The organism is Actinomycetospora atypica, from assembly GCF_042653685.1.
Classification (GTDB): domain Bacteria; phylum Actinomycetota; class Actinomycetes; order Mycobacteriales; family Pseudonocardiaceae; genus Actinomycetospora; species Actinomycetospora atypica.
Genome location: NZ_JBHSIV010000035.1, coordinates 1 through 26,745, shown reverse-complemented (window position 1 = coordinate 26,745; position 26,745 = coordinate 1). Strand labels below are relative to the sequence as shown.

At 75.2% G+C, this 26,745-nt stretch carries 23 protein-coding genes; 9 read left to right on the top strand and 14 right to left on the bottom strand.

Annotated features, from left to right (window positions below; all coding sequences use genetic code 11):
- Positions 1-24: 24 nt before the first annotated feature.
- From ACFPBZ_RS24245 to ACFPBZ_RS24230, 4 genes are read right to left on the bottom strand one after another with little or no spacing between them, the layout of a single operon-like run.
- Positions 25-1,551: a PTS fructose transporter subunit IIC gene (locus tag ACFPBZ_RS24245; RefSeq protein WP_378038682.1), complete on the bottom strand. Its 1,527-nt coding sequence runs from the start codon at positions 1,549-1,551 to the stop codon at positions 25-27.
- Positions 1,548-2,000 (bottom strand): PTS sugar transporter subunit IIA, encoded by a 453-nt coding sequence (locus tag ACFPBZ_RS24240; protein ID WP_378038681.1) that lies wholly within the window; start codon positions 1,998-2,000, stop codon positions 1,548-1,550. The genes ACFPBZ_RS24245 and ACFPBZ_RS24240 overlap by 4 nt, the downstream gene beginning before the upstream one ends.
- Complete coding sequence (gene pfkB / locus ACFPBZ_RS24235; protein WP_378038708.1) at positions 1,997-2,944, bottom strand: 1-phosphofructokinase; 948 nt, start codon at positions 2,942-2,944, stop codon at positions 1,997-1,999. The genes ACFPBZ_RS24240 and pfkB overlap by 4 nt, the downstream gene beginning before the upstream one ends.
- Before the next feature lie 17 nt (positions 2,945-2,961).
- Positions 2,962-3,732 carry a DeoR/GlpR family DNA-binding transcription regulator gene (locus tag ACFPBZ_RS24230; RefSeq protein ID WP_378038680.1) on the bottom strand — a complete coding sequence of 257 codons (771 nt, stop codon included), beginning with the start codon at positions 3,730-3,732 and terminating at the stop codon, positions 2,962-2,964.
- 140 nt (positions 3,733-3,872) lie between these two features.
- Here ACFPBZ_RS24230 and ACFPBZ_RS24225 point away from each other — a divergent pair, with 140 nt between their 5' ends.
- Positions 3,873-5,612, top strand: coding sequence for a phosphoenolpyruvate--protein phosphotransferase (locus ACFPBZ_RS24225; protein ID WP_378038679.1), 1,740 nt, complete (start codon positions 3,873-3,875; stop codon positions 5,610-5,612).
- A gap of 89 nt (positions 5,613-5,701) precedes the next feature.
- On the opposite strand, the gene ACFPBZ_RS24220 is transcribed toward ACFPBZ_RS24225, so the two are convergent.
- From ACFPBZ_RS24220 to ACFPBZ_RS24210, 3 genes are read right to left on the bottom strand one after another with little or no spacing between them, the layout of a single operon-like run.
- Positions 5,702-6,334 (bottom strand): maleylpyruvate isomerase family mycothiol-dependent enzyme, encoded by a 633-nt coding sequence (locus ACFPBZ_RS24220; protein ID WP_378038678.1) that lies wholly within the window; start codon positions 6,332-6,334, stop codon positions 5,702-5,704.
- Between the two features lie 46 nt (positions 6,335-6,380).
- Complete coding sequence (locus ACFPBZ_RS24215) at positions 6,381-7,736, bottom strand: FAD-dependent oxidoreductase (RefSeq protein WP_378038677.1); 1,356 nt, start codon at positions 7,734-7,736, stop codon at positions 6,381-6,383.
- Positions 7,733-8,335: a PadR family transcriptional regulator gene (locus ACFPBZ_RS24210; RefSeq protein WP_378038676.1), complete on the bottom strand. Its 603-nt coding sequence runs from the start codon at positions 8,333-8,335 to the stop codon at positions 7,733-7,735. The genes ACFPBZ_RS24215 and ACFPBZ_RS24210 overlap by 4 nt, the downstream gene beginning before the upstream one ends.
- A 76-nt stretch (positions 8,336-8,411) precedes the next feature.
- On the opposite strand from ACFPBZ_RS24210, the gene guaA reads away from it, so the two are divergent.
- The 3 genes from guaA to ACFPBZ_RS24195 all read left to right on the top strand — a co-directional run bounded on the left by guaA (position 8,412) and on the right by ACFPBZ_RS24195 (position 12,493).
- Complete coding sequence (gene guaA, locus ACFPBZ_RS24205) at positions 8,412-9,971, top strand: glutamine-hydrolyzing GMP synthase (RefSeq protein ID WP_378038675.1); 1,560 nt, start codon at positions 8,412-8,414, stop codon at positions 9,969-9,971.
- Positions 9,972-10,067: 96 nt separating this feature from the next.
- Positions 10,068-11,165 carry an aminotransferase class I/II-fold pyridoxal phosphate-dependent enzyme gene (locus ACFPBZ_RS24200; RefSeq protein WP_378038707.1) on the top strand — a complete coding sequence of 366 codons (1,098 nt, stop codon included), beginning with the start codon at positions 10,068-10,070 and terminating at the stop codon, positions 11,163-11,165.
- Between the two features lie 119 nt (positions 11,166-11,284).
- Complete coding sequence (locus tag ACFPBZ_RS24195) at positions 11,285-12,493, top strand: FAD-dependent monooxygenase (RefSeq protein WP_378038674.1); 1,209 nt, start codon at positions 11,285-11,287, stop codon at positions 12,491-12,493.
- Between the two features lie 9 nt (positions 12,494-12,502).
- On the opposite strand, the gene ACFPBZ_RS24190 is transcribed toward ACFPBZ_RS24195, so the two are convergent.
- From ACFPBZ_RS24190 to ACFPBZ_RS24180, 3 genes are read right to left on the bottom strand one after another with little or no spacing between them, the layout of a single operon-like run.
- Positions 12,503-14,143, bottom strand: a complete 1,641-nt coding sequence (locus ACFPBZ_RS24190) for an amidohydrolase (protein WP_378038673.1) — start codon at positions 14,141-14,143, stop codon at positions 12,503-12,505.
- 14 nt (positions 14,144-14,157) lie between these two features.
- The gene (locus tag ACFPBZ_RS24185; RefSeq protein ID WP_378038672.1) at positions 14,158-14,433 is read right to left on the bottom strand and encodes a hypothetical protein; all 276 of its coding nucleotides are present in this window, start codon (positions 14,431-14,433) and stop codon (positions 14,158-14,160) included.
- Complete coding sequence (locus ACFPBZ_RS24180; protein WP_378038671.1) at positions 14,426-15,658, bottom strand: PspC domain-containing protein; 1,233 nt, start codon at positions 15,656-15,658, stop codon at positions 14,426-14,428. Before ACFPBZ_RS24180 ends, ACFPBZ_RS24185 begins: the two co-directional genes overlap by 8 nt.
- Positions 15,659-15,822: 164 nt before the next feature.
- On the opposite strand from ACFPBZ_RS24180, the gene ACFPBZ_RS24175 reads away from it, so the two are divergent.
- Together ACFPBZ_RS24175 and ACFPBZ_RS24170 are read left to right on the top strand one after the other, a co-directional pair.
- Positions 15,823-17,082: an ATP-binding protein gene (locus tag ACFPBZ_RS24175; protein ID WP_378038670.1), complete on the top strand. Its 1,260-nt coding sequence runs from the start codon at positions 15,823-15,825 to the stop codon at positions 17,080-17,082.
- Complete coding sequence (locus ACFPBZ_RS24170) at positions 17,079-17,789, top strand: response regulator (RefSeq protein WP_378038669.1); 711 nt, start codon at positions 17,079-17,081, stop codon at positions 17,787-17,789. Before ACFPBZ_RS24175 ends, ACFPBZ_RS24170 begins: the two co-directional genes overlap by 4 nt.
- Before the next feature lie 3 nt (positions 17,790-17,792).
- Here ACFPBZ_RS24170 and ACFPBZ_RS24165 read toward each other — a convergent pair whose 3' ends face one another.
- The 4 genes from ACFPBZ_RS24165 to ACFPBZ_RS24150 all read right to left on the bottom strand — a co-directional run bounded on the left by ACFPBZ_RS24165 (position 17,793) and on the right by ACFPBZ_RS24150 (position 22,039).
- The gene (locus tag ACFPBZ_RS24165; RefSeq protein ID WP_378038668.1) at positions 17,793-19,367 is read right to left on the bottom strand and encodes a serine/threonine-protein kinase; all 1,575 of its coding nucleotides are present in this window, start codon (positions 19,365-19,367) and stop codon (positions 17,793-17,795) included.
- Positions 19,368-19,481: 114 nt separating this feature from the next.
- On the bottom strand, positions 19,482-21,062 hold the full coding sequence (locus tag ACFPBZ_RS24160; protein WP_378038667.1) for a hypothetical protein: 1,581 nt from the start codon (positions 21,060-21,062) through the stop codon (positions 19,482-19,484).
- Positions 21,063-21,367: 305 nt separating this feature from the next.
- Positions 21,368-21,691, bottom strand: a complete 324-nt coding sequence (locus tag ACFPBZ_RS24155) for a hypothetical protein (protein WP_378038666.1) — start codon at positions 21,689-21,691, stop codon at positions 21,368-21,370.
- A gap of 48 nt (positions 21,692-21,739) precedes the next feature.
- Positions 21,740-22,039, bottom strand: coding sequence for a chorismate mutase (locus ACFPBZ_RS24150; protein ID WP_378038665.1), 300 nt, complete (start codon positions 22,037-22,039; stop codon positions 21,740-21,742).
- A 289-nt stretch (positions 22,040-22,328) separates the two neighbouring features.
- Between ACFPBZ_RS24150 and pcrA the strand changes: the two genes are divergently transcribed.
- From pcrA to ACFPBZ_RS24135, 3 genes are all read left to right on the top strand, one after another.
- The gene (pcrA, locus tag ACFPBZ_RS24145; RefSeq protein WP_378038664.1) at positions 22,329-24,836 is read left to right on the top strand and encodes a DNA helicase PcrA; all 2,508 of its coding nucleotides are present in this window, start codon (positions 22,329-22,331) and stop codon (positions 24,834-24,836) included.
- Between the two features lie 68 nt (positions 24,837-24,904).
- Positions 24,905-25,693: a YybH family protein gene (locus ACFPBZ_RS24140; protein ID WP_378038663.1), complete on the top strand. Its 789-nt coding sequence runs from the start codon at positions 24,905-24,907 to the stop codon at positions 25,691-25,693.
- Positions 25,694-25,794: 101 nt separating this feature from the next.
- Positions 25,795-26,616: an oxygenase MpaB family protein gene (locus ACFPBZ_RS24135; RefSeq protein WP_378038662.1), complete on the top strand. Its 822-nt coding sequence runs from the start codon at positions 25,795-25,797 to the stop codon at positions 26,614-26,616.
- Positions 26,617-26,745: the final 129 nt, after the last annotated feature.

Below are 26,745 nucleotides of genomic sequence, written 5' to 3'. Positions count from 1 at the left end.
TCGTGTTCTCTCTCGACGGGGTGGTCATGCCGTCACCGTCTCGCGCTCGGTGGCGGACGTGGTCACGGTGTCCTCGGCGGCCGGACGGGCCGGGCGGCGGCGGGCGAAGGTCTTGAGGGCGACGACGAGGGCCGTGGCCACCACGGTCCCGGCGACGACCGCGACGAGGAAGCCGAGCGGGTTGCCCATCAGCGGCACCACGAAGACCCCGCCGTGCGGGGCGCGCAGGGTCGCGCCGAAGGCCATCGACAGCGAGCCGGTGACGGCCCCGCCGACCATGATCGAGGGGATCACGCGGAACGGGTCGGCGGCGGCGAAGGGGATCGCACCCTCGGAGATGAACGAGGCACCGAGCAGCCAGGCGGCCCGGCCGTTCTCCCGCTCGACGTCGCTGAACAGCGACTTCCGGACGACCGTCGCGAGGGCCATCGCCAGCGGCGGGACCATGCCGGCGGCCATGACCGCGGCCATGATCGTCAGCGCGCCGGCCGAGCCGGTGGACAGCCCGGCGACGGCGAAGGTGTACGAGGCCTTGTTGACGGGGCCACCCATGTCGAAGCACATCATCAGTCCGAGCAGCAGTCCGAGCAGCACCGCGTTGGTGCCCGACAGGCCGTTGAGCCAGTTCGTGAGGCCCTCGGTGATCAGCGCGATCGGGCGGCCGACGACGACGTACATGAGCAGGCCGACGACGGCGGTCGAGAGCAGCGGGATCACCAGCACCGGCATGATCCCGGCCAGGGCGCGGGGCACGCGCCAGGTCTTGATCCACATGACGAGACCACCGGCGACGAAGCCCGCGACGAGGCCGCCGAGGAAGCCGGCGCCCGTGGTCACCGCGATCGCGCCGCCGACGAAGCCCGGGACGAGGGCGGGCCGGTCGGCCATCGCGTAGGCGATGAAGCCCGCGAGGACCGGCACGAGGAAGTTGAACGCGGCCGAGCCGATGCCGAACGCGAGGGCGCCCCACGCCGTGATCGAGCCGGCGTCGAAGCCACCGTCGAGGATCTGCTCGTAGAGCGGCGAGTCGTCGGGCAGGTTGATCTGGTACCCGCCGAGGGCGAAGCCCAGGGCGATCAGCAGGCCGCCCGCGGCGACGAACGGGATGACGTGGCTGACGCCGGTCATGAGCCAGGCGCGGACCTTCGAGGCGGCGCCGGGACCACTCCTGGAGGAATTCTGCCCAGGCGCCTTCACTCCGGCCGGGGCCGCGGCGGCCGGGGCGCCCGCGGGGGCGGGCACGTGGTTCCTCACGGCCTCCTCGGCCTGCGCGACGAGGAGGTCGCCGCCGCTGATGGCCTTCTTGACGCCGACCGCGACCTGCGGGAGGTGGGCGAAGCGGTCCTTGTCGCGGACCTCGACGTCGGCCGCGAAGATCGCGACGTCGGCCCCGGCCAGCTGCTCGGCGGTCAGCGGGGTCGAGCCCGCCGATCCCTGGGTCTCGACGGTGATCTCGTGGCCGGCCTCCTCGGCGGCGGCCTCGAGGGCCTCGGCGGCCATGTAGGTGTGGGCGATGCCCGTGGGGCACGCGGTCACGGCGACGATCTTCACGCCGAGACCTCCTTCGCGATGAAGCCGGCGGCGTCGGCCGGGTCGGTGACGGAACGGAGCTCGCCGGTGAAGGACTTGCGGACCAGGCGGCGGGCGAGCGCGGCCAGCACGGTCATGTGCTCGGAGCCGCCGCCCTCGGGCGCGGCGATGAGGAAGACGAGGTCGGCCGGGCGACCGTCCTCGGCGCCGAAGTCGACGCCCGCCGTGCTGCGGCCGAAGCCCAGGGTCGGCTCGGTGACCGCGGTGGAGCGGCAGTGCGGGATGCCGATCCCGCCGTCGAGGCCCGTCGGCATCTGGGCCTCGCGGGCCTCGACGTCGGCGAGGAACTGGTCGAGGTCGGTGACGCGGCCGGCCTGGACGAGGCGCTCGGCGAGCGAACGGACGACGGTCCGTCGGTCGCCGGCCGGCAGGTCCAGGTCGACGAGGTCGGCCGTGATCAGGTCGCTCATGCTGCCTCTCCGGTGAGGTCGAGGGTGGAGTCCGGGGTGGAGGCCGGACGGACGAGGGTGGGATCGACGTCGGCGGGCCCGGGCACCGCGGTGCCGGGCAGGCCGACCGCGGCGGCCCCGCAGGCCACCGCGTGGACGAGGGCGTCCGGCTTCTTCGCGCCGGCGCCCAGGGCGATGAGGTAGCCGGCGAGGGTGGAGTCCCCGGCGCCGACGGTGCTGCGGACGGCCACGGAGGGGCTCGCGACGTGCCAGGACTCGTCCCGGTCGACCACGAGGGCGCCCGCGGCGCCCATCGAGACGAGCACGGTGTCGATGCCGTCGGAGCACAGCTCGCGGGCGGCGGCCAGCACGTCGGCCAGCGCCGGCAGCGGGTGCCCGACGAGCTCGGCGAGTTCGGCGACGTTCGGCTTGACCAGGTCGGGGCGCTCGGCCACCGCGTGGCGCAGCGCGTCCCCAGAGGTGTCGACGGCGACCCGGGCGCCCGCCCGCCGGGCCGCGCGGACGATCCGGCCGTGCAGGTCGCTCGCCGCGCCGGTGGGGACCGACCCGGCGGTCACCACCCAGTCGGCCGAGGAGGCGTGCACCCGGACGGTGTCGACGAGGGCGTCGAGCTGGGCGGCGGTGAGGAGCAGGCCCGGCTCGTTCACCTTGGTCGTGGTGCCGTCCGGCTCGACGAGGGCGGTGTTGACCCGCGTCGCCCCCGTCGCCGGGGTGCAGACGGGCCGGACGCCCGCGCGGCGCAGCAGGGAGGCCAGCTCGCCCTCGCCACCGGGCATCACCGCGAGGGTCGGGCGGCCGAAGTGGGCCAGGACCCGGGAGACGTTCACGCCCTTGCCGCCCGGGTCGACCCGGTGGCCGGTGGCGCGCAGGACCGCGCCGGGCACGAGCTCCGGGACCTCGACGGTCCGGTCGATGCTCGGGTTCGGGGTGACCGTGACGATCATCCCCGTGTCGCTCGTGGTCACGCGATCACCAGCTCGGGGCCGGCGCCGCGGAGGGCGTCCGCCGCCTCGGGGTGGGTCTCGAGCAGGCTGCCGTCGGTCACGAGGGTGTCGACGTCGGCGAGGGCGGCGAAGCGGGAGAAGGAGTCGACGCCGTACTTGCTCGAGTCGGCCACCACGATGCGGCGGGCGGCGGCCCGGACCATCGCGCCCTTGACCGCGGACTCGGCGACGTCGGGGGTGGTGAGCCCGCGCTCGACGGAGAAGCCGTTGGTGCCGAGCACCGCGACGTCGCAGTTGACGCTCTCGAGGGTCTTCATGGCCCAGCGGTCGACCGCCGACATCGTCGTGCCGCGGACACGGCCGCCGACGAGGTGGACGGTGATGCGGGAGCGGGAGGCCAGCGCGGTGGCGATGGGTAGCGCGTTGGTGACGACGGTGAGCTCCACGTCGTCGGGCAGCAGGCTCGCGACCCGCGCGGTCGTCGTGCCGGCGTCGAGCAGGATCGTCGTGGCCGACCCGAGCTCGGCGACCGCGGCCTTGGCGATGCGGTCCTTCTCCTCGGACTGCGTGACGTCGCGGACCCCGACGGTCGGCTCGATCTCGAGGCGGTCGGTCGCGATGGCGCCGCCGTGCACCCGGTGCAGCAGCCCCTGGCGCTCGAGCGCGGTGAGGTCGCGCCGGATCGTCTCGGTGGTGACCCCCAGTTCGGCGGCGACCTGCGTGACCTCCAGCCGTCCCAGCTCCCGCGCCCGGCGGACCAGGACCTGGTGGCGCTCTGCGGCGTACATGCCCGATCACCTCCGTTCTTCGGTCAACTCGTGTGGTTCTGGTTGGAAGTTTGTGGGATTGCCTGTGGACTGTCAACCGGTCGTCGTCGTACGTTCTCCTCGGCGACACCGACGCCATCGACCCGACGAAGGGGAGTGCCATGACGAGCCCAGCGATGATCGAGGCGGGGACCAGAGTGGTGCTGCCCGGCACGCCGGCCAGTGCGGGAGCCGCCGTCGGGCCGGTCGTCCGGGTGCCGGAGCCGCTCGGGGAGCCCCCCGCGGGACCGGTCGTTCCCGACGACCGCCGGGAGGTGGAGGCGGGGCGCATCGCCCCCGCCGGCGCCGCGGTGTCGACCCGGATGATGGACACCGCGGGCACGCCGGGCCTGGCGAAGGAGGTCGCCGACGTCCTCTACGCCACCGCGATGATGGCCGAGGACCCCGCGCTGCTCGAGGCCGCCGCCGACGCGGTGCGCGACCACGGGACGCCCGCGCCCCGCGCGGTGTACGAGGCCGCCGCCCGCTTCGTCGCGGCCCTGCGGTCGGCCGGCGGCTACATGGCCGAGCGCGCGGGCGACGTCGCCGACATCCGCGACCGGATCGTCGCCGAGCTGCTCGGGGTGCCCGCGCCGGGCGTGCCGACCCTCGACGGGCCCTCGGTGCTCGTCGCCCGCGACCTCGCACCCGCCGACACCGCGACGCTCGACCCGGCGACGGCGCTGGCCCTGGTCACCGTCGAGGGCGGCCCCACCAGCCACACCGCGATCCTCGCCCGCTCCCTCGGCATCCCGGCCGTCGTCGGCTGCCCGGGCGCGGGGACCCTCCCCGAGGGGACGCTCGTGCGGGTCGACGGGACGGCCGGCGAGGTCGTCGAGGCGGCCCCGGGCACCGCGGTCGGCGCCGACCTCGCCGCCGCGGGCCCGACCTCGGTCGCCGGGCCGGTGACCACCACCGACGGACGCCGTATCGCGATCGTCGCGAACATCGCCGACGCGAAGGACGCGACGAGGGCCGCGGGCGTGGGCGCCGAGGGCGTCGGCCTGCTGCGCACCGAGCTCACCTTCCTCTCCGCCGCGACCGAGCCGACCGAGGCCGACCAGCGGGCCGGCTACGCCGCGACGATGGAGCCGCTGCGGGGCCTCCCGATCACCGCCCGCACCCTCGACGCCGGCGCCGACAAGCCCGTGCCGTTCCTCGACGTGGCCCCGGAGGTCAACCCGGCCCTCGGGGTGCGGGGGCAGCGGCTGTTCGACGAGGTCGCCGGAGACGCAGCGGAACGGAGCTCGACCATCGGGTCCGGGTCGGCCGACCGCGCCGGCGTGCTCGACCGCCAGCTCGCCGCGCTCGTCGGCGGGGCCGCGGACGCGGGCGTGCCGCTCAAGGTGATGGCCCCGATGATCTCCACCGCGGACGAGGCCCGCCGCTTCGTCGCGCGGGCCCGGGCGGCGGGCGCGGAGCAGGTGGGCGTGATGATCGAGGTCCCGGCCGCGGTGCTGAACGCCCCGGAGCTGCTCGCCGAGGTCGACTTCGTCTCGGTCGGCACCAACGACCTCACCCAGTACGTCTTCGCCGCCGACCGCCAGTCCGGGGCGCTCGCGGCGTTCAACGACCCGTGGCAGCCCGCCGTGCTGCGCCTGCTCGACCAGCTCTGCCGGGCGGCCGAGGTCACCGGCACCCCGGTCGGCGTGTGCGGCGAGGCGGCGGCCGACCCGGCGCTCGCGGTCGTCCTCGTCGGGCTCGGGGTCACCTCGCTGTCGGCTGCGGCCTCGGCGCTGCCCGCGGTGGCGGCGCGGGTGGGCTCGGTCGACCTCGCGACCGCACGCCGGGCGGCCGCGGCCGCGGTGGGCTCGCCCGACGTGGCGTCCGCCCGCGCCGCGGTGCGCGACCTCCTCGGGTGATCGGCGACCAGGCGGCGTCGCGGCTGCGCTGCGAGCGGTCCGGGCGGCGGAGTGCTCGCTGAGCGATCACTCTGCCGCCGAGCTCGCGATCACGGGCAGCGGGAGCGCAGGGTCGCGACGCCGGCACCGGTCAGGTCGTCGCAGAACGCGCCGCGCCCGGCCATGGCCATGACCAGGGCGAGGGTCGGGCCGGTGACGAGCGGGGCATCGTCGAGACCGCTGGTGAACGGCCCGTCGGTGGCCTCGAGCCGCAGGCCCGCCGCGTTCGTCCGGCTGCGCACCGTCGAGTTCTGCTTCGCGAAGAACGCCGCGAGCGGGGTCAGGGTCGACTCCGGGGACTCGTGGACGAGGCCGAGCGGGCGCCGGACGTCGCCGCCGTGCACGACGATCTCGCCGAGCCACATCTCGACCGGCCCGGGCGGGCACGTGGTGCTGCCGACGACCGACCGGAAGCGGGCGAGCGTCTCCGCCGGGGTGCTCCCGCGGTGCTCGGCGAGGCGGCGGGCGTTGTGCCGGTCGAAGTCGCCGCGGGCGCCGAGGACGCTGCGGAACCACCGGAGCGGGCCGATGCTCGCGCCGGCCACGAGGTGGGCGACGGTCTCCTCGACCGTCCACTCGCTACACAGCGAGCGCGTGGCCCACTGCTCGGGGGTGAGGTGGGCGAGATCGTCGGCGAGTGCGGCGCGCTCGGCGTGGATGAGCGGCCAGAGGTCGGTCGTCACGGTGGTCACGGGAGGTGGGACCGGCGCCGCCCCCGGAACTCATCGGTCACGCGAGCTCCGAGTCGCGCACCTTCTGCATCCCCTGGGCCATCCGGCGCTTGGCCGCCGGGATGCGGTCGACCAGCCGCAGGCCGGTGCGCTGCGCGAACACCGACAGCGGGCCGACCACGGGACGGCGCGCGGTGCCCTTGTCGTTCATGAACTCCAGCGACTCCTTGACCGCGAGGGCCGAGTACCGGCGCATGGCCTCCTCGTAGTCGCCGACCGCCTCGAGGAGCGAGCACTCGCCGTCGCGCACGCGGACGAGGCGGTCGCGCAGCTCGCGGGCGTCGCGCAGCGCCGTGTTGGCGCCGGCGCCGCGGCCCGGGGTCATGGTGTGCGCGGCGTCGCCGAGCAGCGTCACCGTGCTCGGCGCCCACGCGGTCAGCGGGTCGGACGTGCGGATTGCGAGGGCGACGTTCGCGCCCGGTTCGCTCCCGGCCACCAGGGCCCGCCAGCAGGGGGACCAGTCGGCGGTGAGCTCGTCGGTCAGGGCGGTGAGCGCGGCGCCCTCGCGGTCGAGCACGTCGGCCGGGGTGAGCGAGCGGGAGGTGGTGAGCGCCCACGAGACGTGGTCGCTCGTGTTGTCGAACCGCAGGCCGGGCCAGCGGGAGACGAGGTCGTGGTCGGTGGCGCCGATGCCCTCGCGCGGGGCGTGCCCGGTGTCCCACGGCATGCGCATGACGTGGGTGATGCCGAACTGGCCGCGGCGGTCGAACAGCATCGAGAACCCGTGGCGGGAACGTTCGGGCAGCAGCGCCTCGGTCTGCGCGGTCAGGGGCGTCTTCCCGCCGATCCCGACGAGGCCGGTCTCGGTCTGGGTGGCGTGCGGCAGGTACTGGCGGCGGACCCGGGAGCTCGCGCCGTCGGCGCCGACGAGCAGGTCGCCGGTGTCGGTGGAGCCGTCGTCGAAGAAGGCGGTGACGCCGTCGTCGTGCTGCTCGTAGTGCGTGAACCGCCGGCCGAACGTGGTGACGTCCTCCATGCCCGTGAACAGCACCTGGCGCAGCGTCATGCGGCTGACGTTGTACTCGCGGTCCTCGGGGCCGTCGCCGGTGTGCGGGAAGTCGTCGAAGGAGATCGAGACCAGCTCGCGGAACTGCTCGGTGTAGATCGCGAGGTGGCGGTAGGGCGCGGCGGTGGTGGCGACGAAGGTGTCGAACAGCTCGGGCGGCAGGCAGGCCCGCAGGGCGCGGGAGCCGTTGGGCGAGATGCCGACGCGGTAGCCGTGCAGCCCGCTGGAGCGGGTGTGGTCGCGCTCGTGGACGGCGACGTCGAGGCCGGCCCGGCGCAGGCCGTGCGCGAGGCACATCCCGCCGGTCCCACCGCCGATGACGAGGACGCGCAGGGGTCGTGGGCTCATGGGGGTCCTCCGGTGGTGGTGGTGGTGGTGATCGGGAGCTCGTCGGGCCAGCGCAGGGTGCGGTCGTCGAGGTCCCCGAGCAGCCCCTCGATCCACGCGACGTCGGTCTCGAGGTGGGCGAGCGCGTACTCCGCCTCGACGAGGAAGAAGCGCGGCACGTGGGGCCCGACCCGCTCGAGCTCGTCCCGCACGCGGTCGCGCTCGGCCCGGCGGTCGGCGAGGCGCAGCTCGAGGGCGTCGCGGGCGATGTCGGGGGTGATGAGCGCGAGGTAGGCGAGCGCGGCGGTGAACTCCCCGAAGTCGTGCCGCGGGGCCGTGAGCATGTCGAGGGTCCAGGTGATCGCGGTCTCGTGGCCGGCCTCGGTCGCCGCGTAGACCGTCCGCTCGGGCCGGGTCGCCGGGCGCTCGGTGGTCCGGACCTCGAGCAGCCCGTCGCGCGTGAGCCGGTCGATCGTCTTGTAGAGCTGCGAGCGCTGCCCCACGTTGACCACCTTGTCCTTGCCGCGTTCCCGGATGAGCTGCTGCATCCGGTACGGGTGCATCGGTTCCTCGACGGCGAGGGCGAGGACGGCGAGGGCGAGACCGGAGCGCTGCGTCATGGTGTCGGCAACATTAGTGTCGGCGACACCATGTGGCAAGGCATCGTCGGTTCCGGCGGTCGGGCACGATGGGGGCGTGAGCAGCAGCGGTGAGCACCCCGTCCTCGTCGTCGACTACGGCGCCCAGTACGCGCAGCTGATCGCCCGCCGCGTGCGCGAGGCGCAGGTGTACTCCGAGGTGGTGCCGCACACGACGTCGGTGGACGACCTGATGGCGAAGGACCCGGCGGCGATCGTGCTTTCGGGCGGCCCGGCGTCGGTGTACGCCGAGGGCGCGCCGAGCGTCGACCCGGCGCTGTTCGAGGCCGGCGTGCCGGTGTTCGGCATCTGCTACGGCTTCCAGCTCATGGCCTCGGCGCTCGGCGGGACGGTCGCCCACACCGGCGACCGCGAGTACGGGCGCACGTCGCTGCAGGTCACCGAGGCCGGCCGCCTGCACGGCGACATCCCCTCCGAGCACCCGGTGTGGATGAGCCACGGCGACGGCGTCACCGCCGCGCCGGAGGGGTTCACGACGACCGCGTCGTCGCCCGGGGCGCCCGTGGCCGCGTTCGAGGACGTCGACCGGCGGCTCGCCGGGGTGCAGTACCACCCGGAGGTCGGGCACTCCCCGCACGGCCAGCTGGTGCTCGAGCGGTTCCTGCGCGACGTCGCCGGCATCCGCGCCGACTGGACCGCCGCGAACATCGTCGCCGAGACCGTCGAGGCGATCCGGGCGCAGGTCGGCCCCACCGGCCGGGCGATCTGCGGGCTGTCCGGCGGGGTCGACTCCGCGGTCGCCGCGGCGCTCGTCCAGCGCGCGATCGGCGACCGCCTCACGTGCGTGTTCGTCGACCACGGGCTCCTGCGCGAGGGCGAGCGCGGCCAGGTGGAGCGGGACTTCGTCGCCGCGACCGGCGTCGACCTCGTGACCGTCGACGCCGCCGAGGTGTTCCTGCGCGAGCTCGCCGACGTCGTCGACCCCGAGGAGAAGCGCAAGATCATCGGCCGGGAGTTCATCCGGTCGTTCGAGGGGGCGGCCCGCGACCTGGCCTCCGAGGAGGGCGTCGACTTCCTCGTGCAGGGCACGCTCTACCCCGACGTCGTCGAGTCGGGCGGCGGCAGCGGGTCGGCGAACATCAAGTCCCACCACAACGTCGGCGGCCTGCCCGACGACCTGCAGTTCTCGCTCGTCGAGCCGCTGCGGTCGCTGTTCAAGGACGAGGTCCGCGCCGTCGGTGCCGAGCTCGGCCTGCCCGAGACGATCGTGCAGCGCCAGCCCTTCCCCGGGCCGGGGCTCGCGATCCGGATCATCGGCGCCGTCGACGCCGACCGGCTCGCCACCCTGCGCCGCGCCGACGCGATCGCCCGCGAGGAGCTCAGCGCGGCCGGGCTCGACCGCACCATCTGGCAGTGCCCCGTGGTGCTGCTCGCCGACGTCCGCTCGGTCGGCGTGCAGGGCGACGGCCGCACCTACGGCCACCCGGTGGTGCTGCGGCCGGTGTCGAGCGAGGACGCCATGACCGCCGACTGGACCCGTGTGCCCTACGAGACGCTCGAGCGCATCTCCACGCGCATCACCAACGAGTGCGCCGAGATCAACCGCGTCGTCCTCGACGTGACGAGCAAGCCGCCGGGCACCATCGAGTGGGAATGATGTGCGCTGCGCGCTCGTGAGCACTTTCTGGTGCTATGGCACCGGAAAGTGCTCACGAGACCGGAGGTCACCTTGGCGACGACGATCTTCAGCGAGATGTCCGCGCTCGCGGTGGAGCACGACGCGATCAACCTCGGGCAGGGGTTCCCCGACACCCCGGGGCCGCGCGAGGTCGTCGACGCCGCCGTCGCCGCGATGCACCGCGGGCTGAACCAGTACCCGCCCGCGATCGGTGTCCCGGCGATCCGGGAGGCGATCTGCGCGCACCAGAAGCGGTTCTACGGGATCGACCTCGACCCGTCGACGCAGGTCGTGGTGTGTGCCGGGGCCTCGGAGGCGCTGTCGTCGGCGCTCGTCGCCCTCGTCGGCGCCGGCGACGAGGTGATCGCGCTCGAGCCGTTCTACGACCTCTACCAGGCCGCGTCGGTGCTGGTCGGAGCCTCTCTGGTGCCAGTGCGGATCAGTGCGCCCGACTACGCGCTCGACGTCGACGCCCTCCGGGCCGCGGTGACGCCGCGGACGAAGGTCGTCCTGCTCAACTCCCCGCACAACCCCACCGGCGCGGTGCTCTCGCGCGCCGAGCTCGAGGGGATCGCGGCGGTGGCGATCGAGCACGACCTCGTCGTCCTCACCGACGAGGTCTACGAGCACCTGCTCTTCGACGGCGAGGTCCACATCCCGATCTCGACGCTGCCCGGGATGGCCGAGCGCACCATCACGGTCTCCTCGGCGGGCAAGACGTTCTCGGTGACCGGCTGGAAGATCGGCTGGGCGACCGGGCCCGCGGAGCTGATCGAGAAGGTGCTCGGGGTCAAGCAGTGGTTCTCGTTCGCCTCCGGGACGCCGCTGCAGCACGCGGTGGCCGTGGGGCTGGAACTTCCCGACGACCGCTTCGCCACCCTCGCCGGCGACCTGCAGCGCAAGCGCGACCTGCTCACCGACGGCCTGCGCGACCTCGGCCTGGAGGTCTACCACTCGAAGGCGACCTACTTCGTCACCGCCGACATCGCCCCGCTGGGCGAGACCGACTCGCTGGCGTTCTGCCGGGCGCTGCCCGCGCGGGTGGGCGTCGCGGCGGTGCCGAACCAGGTGTTCCACGCGTCGCCGGCGGGGGTCGAGACCCAGGTGCGGTTCGCGTGCTGCAAGCGCGACGAGGTGCTCGCCGACGCGCTGCTGCGGCTGCGCAAGCTCTAGGGCCGCCGTTCGTCGTGGCGGCATCCGTGACACCGAGTGTCCGCACTGCGGCCATGCTGACGCTCGACGTCACATCCGCCGCCGTCACGATCTCTTGGCCATCAAGATAATATGGGGCCATGGCACGAGTGGTGGTGGTCGGCGGCGGCCCCGGTGGGGTGCTGCTGACGTATCTGTTGGCGCGCGGCGGGGTCGAGGTGACGCTGCTCGAGGGGCGGCACGACTTCGCCCGCCGCTTCCGGGGCGACACCCTCGCCCCGGGCGTCCTCGAGTATCTCGACGACCTCGGGCTCGCGCACGACCTGCTCGCCGAGGTGCCGCACACCCGCTCCGACGCCTTCCGCTGGCACGCTCCGGAGCGCACCTACCGCCTCGTCGACTACCGGGGTGCGTCGAAGCGCTTCCCCTACTACGCGCTGCTGCCGCAGGCCCGCTTCCTGCCGTGGCTGGCCGACCGGGCCCGGGAGCACGGCGCCACGGTGCTGATGGGCGCCCGGTTCTCCGACCTCCTTCCCGACGAGGACGGCCGCGTGCGCGGGGTCCGCTACACCGTCGACGGGCAGCCCCACGAGCTCGACGCCGACCTCGTCGTCGGGGCCGACGGGCGCTCGTCGAAGGTGCGATCGGCCGCGGGCATCGAGGCCACCGAGCTGGGGGCGAGCCTCGACCTGCTCTGGGTCGCGGTCGACCAGCACCCCGACGACCCGGCGTCGTCGGGACTCGACCTCTTCGCGCGGCCCGGCGGCACGATCGCGCTGCTCGACCAGGGCACGGGCCAGTGGCAGGTGGGCTGGTCGATCCCGGCGGGCACGTTCGCGTCGGTGCGCGAGGCGGGGGTCGAGCCGCTGATCGACGCGCTCGCCTCGGTGCTGCCGTGGCTCGCCGAGCGGGTGCGGGCCGTCGTCACGGGTCCCAACGACCTGACGCTGCTGCCCGTCCGGATCACCACGGTCGACACGTGGTCGAAGGCGGGCGTGGTGCTGCTCGGCGACGCGGCGCACGTGATGAGCCCGGTCGGCGGGAACGGGATCAACCTGGCGCTGGCGGACGCCGCGGAACTCGCGAACCTCGTCGTCGGGAACGGCGACCCGGCCGAGCTGGAGGCGCGGCGGCGCCCCGCGGTCGAGGCCGAGCAGCGACGTCAGGTGCGCACCGAGCAGGCCGCGGCCGCGCGCAACGCCGCGGGCGACACGGGGCCGCCGACGGTGCTGCGGGTGCTCGCCTCGATCCCCGGCTTCTCGACGCTGGCCGCGCGCCGCTCCCGGGTCCCGATGCCCGCCCCGGAGCCGGCGATCGCCGGGGCGAGGCCGAGCGTGGCGGCCGACTGACGTCCGGTGTCAGCGATGTGCCATCGCTGACTCCCCGTGGGTCCACCCGCCCTCGAGCATCGTCGCGACGACCTCGGTGTCGCCGATCCGGTCGGGGTCGATCGCGGTGACGTCGTCGCCGAGCACCACGAGGTCGGCGTAGCGGCCCGGGGCGAGCGAGCCGCGGGTGTCCTCGTCGCCGGCGATCCAGGCGGTGTCGACGGTCAGCGAGCGCAGGGCGGTCACCGGGTCGACCCGCTCGTCCGCCCCGATGAGCCGTCCTGACGACGACCGCCGCTGCACCATCGCCTGCATGGTCCGCAGGGGGTGGCCGTCGGCGACGCAGGGCCGGTCCGACGACGAGGGCACCCGGACCCCGGCCCGGAGGAACGACGCGTGGCGGTAGAGCAGGTCGGCCCGCGCGCCGACCGCGGCGACCATCGAGTCGCCGATCTCCACGAGGAAGCGCGCCTGGGGGACGGGAGTGACCCCGAGGGCGGCGAAGCGCTCCAGCTCGGTGTCGGTGACCACCCCGGCGTGCTCGATCCGGTGCCGGACGGTCGGCCGGGGGAGCCGGGCCTGGGCGTCGGCGAACGCGTCGAGGGCGGCCGCCACGGCCCGGTCGCCGATCGCGTGCGCGGCCACGGTCCAGCCGGCGAGGTGGGCCCCGACCACCATGTCGTGCATGTGCTCCGGGTCGTCCTGGTAGTAGCCGGCGTGGTCGCGGTCGTCGAACGGCTCGCCCATCGCGGCCGTCCGGGAGCTGAGCGCGCCGTCGAAGAAGATCTTCATCGGGCCGAGGCGGAGGCGGTCGTCGCCGAAGCCGGTCCGCATCCCGAGGTCGAGGCCCACCCCGTCCCCGCCCGGTACCGCGTGCAGGGCGGCGTCGACCGGCATCACGACGACCCGCTGGGCGAGCACGCCGCGCTCGCGCGCCAGCTGGTAGGCCGCCAGCTCCCGGGGGGTGCGCCCCATGAACCCGGCGGCGATCCCGCACTCGGTGACCTGGGTCAGGCCCTGGGCGGCGTACACCTGCGACGCCCGGCCGAGCGCGGCGGCGACGTCGTCGACGGCGTAGGGGCGCATGAGGTCGGCGATCAGCGGCTGGGCGGCCTCCTCGACGACGCCGGTCGGGGCCCCCTCGTCGTCGAGCACGATCTTCCCGCCCTCCGGCGCGGCCACCCCGCCGCCGAGGATCCCGGCCCGGCGCAGGGCCTCGGTCGAGGCCGCGCAGACGTGGCCGGAGCGGTGCTGCAGGCGCACCGCCCGCCCGCCCGCGGCCCGGTCGAGCGCGGTGTGGTGCGGGGAGCCGCCGAGGACGACGTCGTCGTACCCGGAGCCGACGACGAACGCGTCCGGCGGCAGCTCGGCGGCCCGCGCGGCCACCAGGGCGTAGACCTCGTCGAGGGTGTGGGCTGTGGAGAGGTCGATCTCGGCGAGGGTCTGCCCGTACCAGGCCATGTGGTTGTGCGCGTCGCCGAAGCCCGGCACCACCGTCGCGCCCCCGGCCCCGATGCGGCGCCGCGCCGTGATCCCCGGCGGGAGCGAGCCGTCGTCGAGGACGGCCAGGACGCGGCCGTCGTGGATCGCCAGACCCCGGGCGGGCGTGCCGACGCCGTCGCCCTCGAGGGTGAGGACGACGGCGTCGTGCAGGTGCAGGTCGATCTCCACGGAGGCGAACCTACTCAGGAGCGGCGGCGCACCGTGGCGAGCAGCGCCCCGACCCCGACCACCACGGCGGCCCCGGCCAGGACCCACCGCGGGTCGAGGCCGACGAGGGTCGGCGGGGACGCCATCGCGAGCCCGGCGACCGCGAGGCAGACGAGCCCGACGAGCAGCGCGAGCGGGTCGCGGCGCCGGCGCACCGGGACGGCCCCGGGCTCGTCGGCGTCCGCGTGCACCGTGAGGGGCGAACCGGGGGTGCTGCTCCAGGAGCGGGGGTCGTAGCCGTCCTCACCCACGGCGCACCGCCACGTCGCCGAGGCCGCTGCGGACCGACAGGTCGACGACCTGGCCACCGGGGCCGTCGGGCCCCGGGTCGACGAGGGCGATCACGTTGTCGCCCGGCCGCCCGAGGCAGTCGACGTCCCCGAGGCCGGTAACACACGTGACGGTGACGTCGGCGGTCGTCGGGACGGTGACGGTGACGTCGCCGGCCCCCGAGTCCACGGTGGTCCGCACGGGCGCGGAGGGGGCGAGGCGGCTCAGGTCGAGGTCCACGTCGCCCGCACCCGTGCGGTAGGACGGGAGGAGCTGGGCGGCGCTCGTCGGGGCGGCCCGGAGGTCGCCGAAGCCGCGGGAGTCGCCGGTGCCGTCGACGTCGGGCCGGGTCACCGCGACCGCGGCGAGCACGGTGGCGACCAGCAGGGGGATCGCGACGACCACGAGGCCGCGCCGCGGCCGGCCGGCCCGGGGAACGAGGGCGGAGACGACGAGGCCGGCGCCGACGACGGCGAGGGCGGCCCCCGGGATCCAGACGGCAGTCACGCCCGGCAGCCCCAGCAGCAGGGCGGCGGCGGCGAGCCCGCCGGCGACGAGCGCCAGCGCGATCGTCACCGGGGTGAGCACGGAGCGGGTCCGCGGCTCGCGGGGAGCCGCCGGGGTGGCGGCCCGGGGTGCGGGCGGCAGCCGCCAGCCGGCCGGGTCGGCGCCCAGGGCGTCCCAGTCGACCGGGGTCTCGTCGCGGGCCTCGGGCGGCCGGGGGGCCCAGCCGCCGACGGCCGGTGTGCCGGGGGTCCCCGGCACGCCGAGATCGGCGCGGGCGGTGTGCAGGAAGTAGACCGCGACGGCGGCGAGGCCGAGCGAGACGAACGTGACCACGCGCCCGTCGAAGGCCGGGGCGAGGGTGGCGATCGCGACGACGACCGTCGCGATCAGCAGCACCGGCGGCGCACCGCGGCGCCCGCCCGGTCGTCCGCCCGCGGCCCGGTCGCGCCGCGGCGGGTCCGCCGGGTCGGCCGGGAGCACCAGCCACCCGAGCAGGTAGAGCAGCAGCCCACCGCCGACGATCGCCCACACGACGAACGCGACGCGCACCAGCGTCGGGTCCAGGTCGTAGCGGCGGGCGAGCGCCCCGGCCACGCCGGCCACCTTCGTGTCCTCACCGCGACGGGCGGGGCGCGTCTCCCACGCCTCCCGTGCCACGGTCCCGGGGTCGGTCCCCGTCCTCGTTCCCGTCCCGCTCATGGGGACCATCCTCTCCACCCTCGGCTGCGTCGGTGTCGAGACTGGTCGTCGCGGAACGGGGAATCGTCCGGGACGACCCCCGTCCCGGGCTCGGGGGACCCTGGGATTTCCGGGGGTCGCCCGGGTGGGGAACCCGAGGTCGACCGGGCCCCGCCCGTGTGACGATGGCTCCCGTGACCCAGACCGACACCGGCACGCCGGCCGACGAGGCGCCCGTCGCGCGCCGCGTGCGCCGGCATCGCTCGGGCGCCGTGGTCGCGGGCGTGGCGGGCGGGGTCGCCGAGCACCTCGACGTACCGGTGCTGCGGGTGCGGGTGGTGTTCACCCTGCTCTGCGCCCTCGGCGGCGCCGGCGTCCTCGCCTACGGCGGGCTCTGGGCGTTCTGCCCGATCGAGCCGCCGGGCACCGCCCGCGACGTCGACGGGCGCGACCGCCTGCGCGGCTACGGCCTCGTCGCGCTGGGGCTGGCCCTCGCGCTGGTGCTCTCCGCGGTCGGCGAGCAGATCTCGGGGTGGATCCTCGGCCCGCTCGGGATCGCGCTGGTGGGCGCGGCCGTGGTGTGGCGGGAGGCCGACGGCTCGGACCGGGCCGGACGACGCGGGCGGGCGCGGCTGCTCGGCGGGCGCGGCGGCGTGCTGCGCGCGGTGCTCGGCGCGCTCCTCGTCGCGGGCGGGATCACCGCGTTCCTGGTGGGCAGCCTGGACGTCGGGGCCGTCCGGTTCGGTCTGCTGGCGGCGACGGCGACGCTCGTCGGGGTCGTCGTCCTGACGGTGCCGTGGTGGATGCGGCTGGTGCGGGAGCTGTCGGCGGAACGCCGCGAGCGCATCCGCAGCGAGGAGCGCGCCGAGATCGCGGCGCACCTGCACGACTCGGTGCTCCAGACCCTCGCGCTCATCCAGCGGCACACCGAGGCGGCGGGGGACGAGACCGCGCGCGAGGTGCGGCGCCTCGCGCGTCGTCAGGAACGCGAGCTGCGCGACTGGCTCTACGGCGAGGAGGCGGTCGACGCCGCGGACGTCGCCTGCTTCGCGACGGCGCTGCGCACGGCGGCGGGCGAGGTGGAGGACACCTTCGCGGTGACCGTCGAGCCCGTGGTGGTGGGCGACGCCGCGTACGACCCGCGGACCGCTGCCCTCGTCGCGGCCGCCCGCGAGGCGATGACCAACGCGGCCAAGCACGCCGGCGTCGAGGACGTCAGCGTGTACGCCGAGGTCGAGGACGGCACCGTCAGCGTGTTCGTCCGCGACCGGGGCAAGGGCTTCGACCCCGACGACGTCCCCGCCGACCGCCATGGCCTGGCCGACTCGATCCGGGGACGCGTGGAGCGCCACGGCGGCACCGTCCGCCTGCGCACGGCCCTGGGCGAGGGCACCGAGGTGGGGCTGACCATGCCCCGCACCGTCGACGCGAGTGAGGTGGCATGAGCACGGCCGGGGACGAAGCGCAGCGGAGCTCGACCAGGGGGTCGGTCGAGGAGGCCGCGCGGGTCTTCATCGTCGACGACCACGCCCTGTTCCGGCGGGGGGTGCGGGCCGAGCTGGAGGGCCCCGGGGTGCACGGCGTGACGGTGGTCGGGGAGGCCGGCTCGGTCGGCGAGGCGGTCGCGGGCATCGGGCACTACCGGCCCGACGTGGTGCTGCTCGACGTCCACATGCCCGAGGGCGGCGGGGCGGCCGTCCTGGCCCGCACCCGGGTCGAGTACCCCGACGTCGTCTTCCTGGCCCTGTCGGTCTCCGACGCCGCCGAGGACGTCATCTCGGTGATCCGCGCCGGCGCCCGCGGCTACGTCACCAAGACGATCTCGGGCCGCGACCTCGCCGAGGCGGTGCTGCGGGTGCGCGCGGGCGACCCCGTGTTCTCGCCGCGGCTCGCGGGCTTCGTGCTCGACGCCTTCGCCGACCGGCCGGGGGCCGCGCCGCCGGTCGACCCCGAGCTCGACCAGCTCACCCGCCGCGAGCGCGACGTGCTGCGCCTGCTCGCCCGCGGCTACGCCTACAAGGAGATCGCGGCCGAGCTCGTCATCTCGATCAAGACCGTCGAGACCCACGTGTCGAGTGTGCTGCGCAAGACGCAGTCGTCGAACCGGCACGAGCTCTCCCGGTGGGCGAGCGACCGCGGCTTCACCCGCTAGCGCTCAGCCGCCGCTGATCCGGCGGTCGGAGTTGATCAGCCACGCCCCGCCGGTGCCGCGGGACAGGCCCAGCTCGTGGACCTCGCGGATCGGGGACCCGCTGCGCGGGGTGAACACCAGCGTCGCGCGCACGGTGTCGTCGTCGATCGCGGTGGCGTCGGTGACCTCCACCGCGGAGATCGTCGACCAGAAGCTCTGGTAGGCCGAGAACCCGCCGGTGGTGTCCTGCATCGTCGCGCCGAGGCGCGCCCAGCCGGCGCCGGGGTTGCCGGTGACGATCGTGTAGTAGTCGCGCACGGCGGCCGTCATGCGCGACCGGTCGTCGGTGGGGGCGGGCGCCGCGGTGGGGGCCGACCCCACGGAGGCGCTCTCGGCGCCCGTGGAGCCGGAGCCCCGCGTGAGCGCCACGGCCAGCAGGATCCCCGCCGCCAGCGCCAGGACGAGGACGAGGACCACGACGAGCGCCGTGGGGCGCGTCCGGCCGCGGGGCGCGGCCGCGACGGCGCCGAGCGCCCGGGGGGCGGAGCCGTTCGCCCGGGGCGAGGGGGTGCGGGTGGCGACGCGGTCGGCCTCGGCAGGGACCGGCGTGGGCTCGGGCTCGAAGGGCATCCCGCGCCAGGTCGGCGGCGGGACCCGGCCCGACCCGCGCCCGGAGATCACCGGGTCGGACTCCGCCGAGCGCCTCGAGTCGGGGATGCGCGCGGCACCCTCCTCGGCCTCGATCTCCGTGCGGGCCCAGGCGGCGGTGGACGCGGTGCCGGCCGAGTGTGCGATGCGGCCCAGCTCGCGGCGGGCCTCGGCCGGGGTGGGGCGCTCGCGGGGGTCGTCGCGGAGCAGGCGCATGAGCAGCGCGGTCAGCGGCCCGGCCTGGACCGGCGGGTGCACGGCCCCCGCGGCCACGGCGTGCAGGAGCGCGAGCGCGTTGTCCTCCGACCCGAAGGGCGGCACACCCTCGACCGCCGCGTAGAGCGTGGCGCCGAGGGAGAACACGTCGGAGGCGAACGTCGAGTCCTCGCCCCGCGCGACCTCGGGCGCCAGGTAGGCGGGGGTGCCCGCGAGCATGCCGGTGCGGGTCAGCGTGAGGTCGCCGGTGGCGCGGGAGATGCCGAAGTCGGTGATCTTGACGGTGCCGTCGCTGCCGATCAGCACGTTCCCCGGCTTGACGTCGCGGTGGACGATGCCGGCCTGGTGCGCCGCGTCGAGCGCGTCGGCGACCTGCCGCCCGATGCGCGCCACCAGCCGCGGGTCGAGCGGACCCTGCTCGGCGAGCATCGCGGAGAGGCTGCGCGAGGGCAGGTACTCCATGACCAGCCACGGCTCGTCGTCCTCGATCGAGGCGTCGAACACCGAGATCGCGTGGGGGTGCTGGAGGCGGGCGGCGATCCGGCCCTCGCGCAGGGTGCGCTGACGGACCTCGTCGGCCTCGGCCTCGTCGAGCCCCTGGTTGAGGAAGACCTGCTTGACGGCGACGACCCGGCCGAGACGCTCGTCGGTCCCGCGCCAGACGACCCCCATCGCGCCCGATCCGATGCGCTCCTCGAGGCGATACCGCCCGGCGACGACACGGCGAGGTGTCACCGGCCTCCCTCCGCCCGAGCCTGCGGGGCGCACCGACCCCCGTGGGGCATCAGGGTAGAGGTCCCCTCGTCGATGGTCCCACGGTCGGGTGATCCGTCACGGGCGCCGGGCCCGTCAGCGCCCGAGCAGCCCGGTCACGGCCCCCACGGTGTCGGAGACGACGTCGCCCCCGTCCGCGTCGTCCCCGTCCGAGGACCCGCTGCCCTCGTCGGAGGAGGAGCCGGAGTCGTCGGACCCCGACGACTCGTCGGACGAGGAGGCGGCCTGCGAGGACGAGCTGTCGTCGTCGGAGGACGAGCTGTCGTCGTCGGAGGAGGAGTCGTCGGAGGAGGAGCTCGAGTCGCTCGAGGATTCGCCCGACGAGGCCGACGGCCCGGCTCCGTTCAGGAGGGTCCCGACGACCGCCCCGGCGGTGTCCGTCGTCCGCTTCAGCGTCGGGCCCACCGCCGGGACCTCCTTCGTCGCGGTGCCGACGGTGTCGAGCGTGGCGGTGACGGGCGCGGTGACCGTGCCGGTTGTCCGCGCGACGAAGTCGGCCGCGGTGCTCGTCGTGAGCTGCACCGGCCTCGCCAGCGGCGGGGCCACGGCGCCGACCGTCGAGCCGACGTCGGTGAGCAGCGTGCCCGCCGATCCGGCGACGCCCGGGCCCGAGGGGGCGGCGCCGCCTCCGGTGACGATCGTGGTGACGTCGGAGACGGTGTTCGTCAGGCCGTTCACCGCGCCGCCCACGACGGGCAGCCCGGAGGCGGCCCCGCCGACGGTGTCGACGGTCCCGCCGACGAGTCCGCCCACGGGGGCCACGACGGTCTCCTGGACCCCGCCGACGATGCCGCCGACGGTGTCCGTCGTGCCCGTGACCACCGGGCCGAGCACGGGTACGGGCGCGACGACGGAGCCCGTGTCGGTGACCGCACCGATGATGATCGGGACCACGGGGGTCGATCCGCCGGGGCCGTTCCCCCCGGGGTTGCCGCCACCGGGCCCGCCGGGGACGCCGGGCCCGGTCCCGCCGCCGCCCTGCACCGGCGGGACCGGGATGGTCGGGTTCTGGGGGTTCACGACCCCGCCACCCGTCCCGGCTCCGCCGCCGGCCACCGGGCCCCCCGTCCCCGGAGCGGTGACCCCGGGGACGGGGGCGCCGAGCACGCCGGGGAGCGACGAGGTGGTGGTCGGGGCGCCGCCGAGCGCCCCGCCGGTCAGACCGAGGCTCTCGGCCGTGGTGCTGAACGCGATGATCTGCGGGGCGCCCGTGACCTGGCCCGGGGCGCCCGGGACCGGAACGACCGCGCCGGGCGCCGCCTCCGGGGAGTGCAGCGGCGAGTCGTCGACCGGCGGGATGAAGGAGGGGCCGGCGACGGCGCCGATCACCCCGACCGCGGTGCCGGTGACGAGCACGGCCGCGGTGGTGACGCGGGTGGCGGCGGTCCCCCGGGTGAGGGAGAGCGGGTTGGCGTGCCGACGCAGCCGGCCGCCCGCGGTGATGACGGCGCCCGTGGTGGGCAGCGCGCCGGTGTCGTCGCGCAGGACGAGCTCGGAGACCGAGATGCCCTCGGTGTGGCGGCCGGCGCTGCGGCCGTACTGCCGGGGCTCGGGTAAGGGGGGCAGGACCGGGTCGTGCGACCCCGCCGTGCCCGAGAGCCCGTACCAGCCCCCGTGCCGATCACTCCGCCCGCCCGACGACGCCGACACCGTCACGACTCACTCCCGAGAAGCTCAGCCCCCGCTGGTGGACATTCCGTGAGGTGACTGTCTACTCGGACAGGTGACGACTCGCCCAGCGTCTCGTCGCGCTCTGTCGCCGTACGGGCGTGTCAGGGGACGGGTGGACGTCAGCGGGTGCTGCTCGACCGAACGACACACCCGCGTCGAGGTGACGGTCGTTCGGCGCCGGAGGGATACCGCTCGCCGAGGACGAGGAGCAGGGCCCTCACGGTCGGTGGTCACCGGACGCGGACGAGCGGTGCACCTCCGGCGGAGCGGAAGGCGCCGTTCGGGTGGCGTCAGAAGTTCGACGGCGGGTTGGCCAGCCGCTTGCGGGCGCCCTGGAGCTGCGACACCGACGCGAGCCCGACCCCGCCGCCGAGGAGCAGGCCGATGACGTCGGGCGTGACCCCGCCGTTGGTGAACAGCAGCGCGAGCAACGCACCGACCGTGAGGCCCGCGGCCGCGGGGAGACGCTTCCGGGCGTCACCGGCCAGGTGCGAGGCGCCGGGACGCTTGGTGGCCACCGACCGCAGCATCAGCAGATAGCCGCCGTAGCCGACGGCGGCGAGCAGGCCGAGGATCGCGACGATCGTCGCGATGAGGTCGATGACCGTTCCCATGGCCCCAGGATGCCACCGCCGGGGTGTGGTGCGTGCCAGGTGCGCGCCCTACTGCCCGCCGAGCCGTCCGCGGCCGAGCCGCAGGAGGAGCATGCCGAGCTCGCGGCCCTCCTTGCCCAGCTCGCGGAAGCGGGCGAGGACCTGCATCTCGCGGTTGTAGACGATCCGGGTCCCGCCCGCGGCCATGCGGGTCAGCCCGATCCGCTGGGAGATCTCCGAGCGCCGCTTGATGAGCCGCAGCAGCTCGGCGTCGATGGCGTCGATCTCGACCCGCAGGGCGGGGATCTCGTCGGCGGTGGCCGGCGTGAGCTCGCCGGGCTCGTCGCTGGTGGTCGGCGTGTCGGTCACGGTGGTGGTCCTCCGGTGTGGCGGAGCCGCCCGACCCCCGGGTACGAGAAACGCCCCGGCGTCTGGCGACTCCGGGGCGGGTGGTGGGCGGCGACTCAGCGCTGGGCGACCACGGGGACCGGGAGCCGGTACCCGTAGGAAAATCGCCGCGTCGCGTGCACGGGCTGGAGAGTAGTCGGCCCGGGTGGCCCGCGCCACGACCGTCCGCGGCTCCGGTCGGCGGGATCGACGGACCGCTCCTCCCGACCGGGCCGTGGCCGTCGGGGTCGGCGGGTAGCGTGGCGAGGCGATGAGTAGCACTGACACCGGCCCGGCCGCGGGCAGGGCGCGCCCGAGCGCCGCGGCCGGACTGGCGGCCCGGCTCGCCGGGGCCGCGGGCACCACGGCCGTCCGCCGCACGGGTCCCGACCGTCCCGAGGCGTCGTCGCGCCCGGCGGAGCGCTCCCGTCAGGACGAGCGCTCCCAGCAGCTGCTGGAGGGGATGAACCCGCAGCAGCGCGAGGCCGTGGTCCACTCCGGGTCGCCGCTGCTCATCGTCGCGGGCGCCGGCTCGGGCAAGACCCGGGTGCTCACCCACCGGATCGCGTGGCAGCTCGCCCAGGGCGCCCACCCGGGCCAGATCCTCGCCATCACGTTCACCAACAAGGCCGCCGCCGAGATGCGCGAGCGGGTCGCCGCGCTCGTCGGGCGCCGGGCCAACGCGATGTGGGTGTCGACCTTCCACTCGATGTGCGTCCGGATCCTGCGGCGCGAGTACAAGCACCTCGACCTGTCGAGCTCGTTCTCGATCTACGACGCGGACGACTCGCGGCGCCTCGTCGCCACCATCACCAAGCAGCTCGACCTCGATCCGAAGCGCTACCCGCCGCGCGGGCTGCTCGGCCAGATCTCGGCGTGGAAGAACGAGCTGACCGAGCCGGTCACGGCCGCCGAGGCCGCCGCGAACGACTACGAGCGCCGCTGCGCCGAGGTGTTCGCCGTCTACCAGCAGCGCCTGCAGCAGTCGAACTCGCTCGACTTCGACGACCTCATCGGCCGCACGGTCGACCTGCTGACCCGGTTCCCCGACGTCGCCGAGCACTACCGCCGCCGCTTCCGGCACGTGCTCGTCGACGAGTACCAGGACACCAACCACGCGCAGTACTCGCTGGTGCGGGCGCTGTCGTCGGGCTCGGCCGACGGCTCGGTCCCCCCGGCGGAGCTCGTCGTGGTGGGCGACGCCGACCAGTCGATCTACGCGTTCCGCGGCGCGACGATCCGCAACATCATCGAGTTCGAGCGCGACTACCCCGACGCGCGCACCATCCTGCTGGAGCAGAACTACCGCTCCTCGCAGATGATCCTCTCCGCGGCCAACGGGGTCATCGCGCGCAACCCCGACCGGCGCGACAAGCGGCTGTGGACCGACGCCGGGGACGGCGAGAAGGTCGTCGGCTACGTCGCCGACAACGAGCACGACGAGGCCGCGTTCGTCGCCGCCGAGATCGACCGGCTCGTCGACGCCGGCGACGTCCGGTTCGGCGAGGTCGCGGTGTTCTACCGGACCAACGCGCAGTCCCGCGTGTTCGAGGACGTCTTCGTCCGGCTCGGCATGCCCTACAAGATCGTCGGCGGGGTCCGGTTCTACGAGCGCCGCGAGGTCCGCGACGCGCTCGCCTACCTCAAGGTGCTCTCCAACCCCGAGGACACCGTGTCGCTGCGGCGCATCCTCAACGTCCCCAAGCGCGGCATCGGCGACCGCGCGGAGGCCGTCGTCGCCGACCACGCCGAGCGTGAGCACGTCACCTTCGCCGCTGCCCTGCGACGCGCGGCTGCCGGCGAGGTGCACGGCCTGGCGACCCGCTCGCAGCGCAACATCGCCGACTTCGTCGAGATGATGGACTCGCTGGCCGCGGGGGTGGCGGGCGGCGAGGAGGTCGCCGACACCCTCGACGCCGTGCTGGAGAAGTCGCGCTACCGCGCCGAGCTCGAGCACTCCGAGGACCCGCAGGAGCAGACGCGCCTGGAGAACCTGACGGAGCTCGTCAGCGTCGCGCGCGAGTTCGTCGGCGACGCGCGGGCCAACGCCGCGGTGGCCGAGGCGGCCCAGGCCGACGGCGCCGCGGAGGTGCCCGCGGGGGTCGTCGTCGACGGCGACGGACCCGAGCCGGGGTCGCTCGAGGCCTTCCTCGAGCGGGTCTCCCTGGTCGCCGACGCCGACTCGATCCCCGACGGCGGCGACGGCGTCGTCACGCTGATGACGCTGCACACCGCGAAGGGCCTGGAGTTCCCCGTCGTGTTCCTCACCGGGTGGGAGGACGGGGTGTTCCCGCACCAGCGGGCCCTCGCCGACCCGGCGGAGCTCTCCGAGGAGCGCCGGCTCGCCTACGTCGGCATCACCCGCGCCCAGCAGCGGCTCTACCTGTCGCGCGCGCTGATGCGCTCGGCGTTCGGGCAGCCGCAGGCCAACCCGCCGTCGCGGTTCCTCGACGAGGTCCCCGCCGAGGTCGTCGACTGGCGCCGCGAGGCCCCGGAGCGGTCCGCCCCGTCGATGTCGACGAGCTTCTCCTCCGGGCGCACGTGGGGCCGCGACCTCACGGGGGCCCGCTCGCGGCCCTCGCCGACCTCGTCGATGTCCTCGGGCAAGCCGGCCCTGCACCTCGAGGTGGGCGACCGCGTCAGCCACGACAAGTACGGGCTGGGCCTGGTCACCGTCGTCGACGGCGTGGGTAGCAAGCAGACCGCGACGATCGACTTCGGGTCGTCGGGCACGGTGCGCCTCATGCTCATCGGCGGCGTCCCGATGCAGAAGCTCTGACCCCTGGTACTCCTGCACTCCCCTCTCGTACGGTTTCAGGACTCTGCTGACGACGAGGGGTGGCGGCCGTGGACGACGAGACGGAGATCCGGGAGCTGGTGCACCGGTGGGCCCGCGCGGTCCACGAGGGCGACCTCGCCGGGGTGACGGCCGACCATGCCGAGGACGTCGTCATGTTCGACGTCCCGCCGCCGCACCGGGGCGTCCGGGGCGCGGACGCCTACCGCGAGGTGTGGCCGGGCTTCTTCGCCTGGCAGTCCTCCGGGGCGTGCTTCGAGATCGACGAGCTGGACGTGACGGCGGGCGGGGACGTGGCGTGGGCGCACGCGCTGCTGCGCTGCGGGACGCCCGACGAGCTCGCAGCGGCCCCCGAGGTCCGGCTCCGGCTCACGCTCGGGCTGCGCCGGGAGGCCGGCCGGTGGGTGGTGGCCCACGAGCACCACTCGTTCGCCGACCTCACCGACCCGGCCGCGACCCCGGACGCGGTCCGGGAGGTGCACGAGGCCTGGACGCGCGGGACCGAGGCGAAGGACCTCGACGCGATCATGGAGCACATCGCGCCCGACGTCGTCTCCTACGAGCAGGCCGGGGAGCTCGAGTACCGCGGGGCGGACGCCGTCCGCGAGGTCTGCCGTGAGGGGCTCGACGCCGCCGACGAGGTCACCATGAGCACACCCGGGCTGACCGTCCGGGTCGACGGGGCGACCGCGGTGTCGTGGGGACTCGACCGGGTCGCCGGCGTCGGCCCGGACGGTGAGCCGTTCGAGGTGCGGTCGCGGGGGACGCGCGTGTTCGCCCGGCGGGACGGCCGCTGGCTGCTGGTCCACCAGCACGTGTCCGTCCCGGCCGGTCCCTGAACCGCTCGGTTTGCCGCGGCGGGGGCACGCGGGTAGGTCTGGAGGGGTCGCGGTCGGGGACGGAGTGGCCGTCCGTTGGGCCGGCGACGCGGGGGAGCGGCGTGGACATCGACCACGAGGCGTACGACGAGGGACTGTTCGGGCCGGGCTCGGTCACGTGGCGGGTGCACGTCGAGCCGGTGCTCTGGATCGCCGGGATGCGCGCGCTGCTGCTGCAGTCGCTGCACCCCCGGGTGATGCGGGGGACCTACCAGAACTCCGCGCTCTTCGACCCGAAGAAGGCGTGGCCGCGCTTCCAGCGCACCGTCGAGTTCGTCGGCACCCGCACCTTCGGCAGCCGGGCCGAGATCGAGGTGGTCGCCGGCCGGGTGCGCCGCCTGCACTCCACCCTGCGCGGGCACGACCCCGACGGGACCGCGTTCCGCCTCGACCTGCCCGAGCACCTGCTCTGGGTCCACGCCTGCGAGATCGACTCCTACGTCGACGTCGCCCGCCGCGCCGGGGTCCTCGACGACGACGCGGACGCCGACGCCTACGTGGCCGAGAACGTCCGCGCGGCCGAGGTGGTGGGGCTCGACCCGGCGATCGTGCCCTCGTCGCGCCGGGAGCTGGCCGACTACTTCGACCGCATGCGGCCCGGGCTGCAGCTCACCGACGAGGCCCGGCTGGGCGTCGGCGGCCTGCTGCGCCCGCAGCCGCACGCGCCCGCCGGCGTCGCCGTCGCCCTGTCCACCATCGCGGGCCTGGCGTTCGGCACCCTGCCCCGGTGGGCGCGGCGGTTCTACGGCCTGCCCGGCCTCCCCACCACGGATCTGGCCACCACGGCGGCCCTGCGGCTCACCCGCGGCGCGACGACGCTGCTGCCCGACCCGCCGATGCCGCCGCGGATCGCCCGCGCCCGGGACCTGGTCCGCAGCGCCTGACCGGGGCTCGCCCCCGACACGACGAACGGGCCGGTCGTCACCTTCTACGGTGACGACCGGCCCGTTCGTCCGGTCCGGAGGAGCTAGTCCTTCGCCGCGCCGAGCGAGATGCCCCGCTCGGCGAGCCAC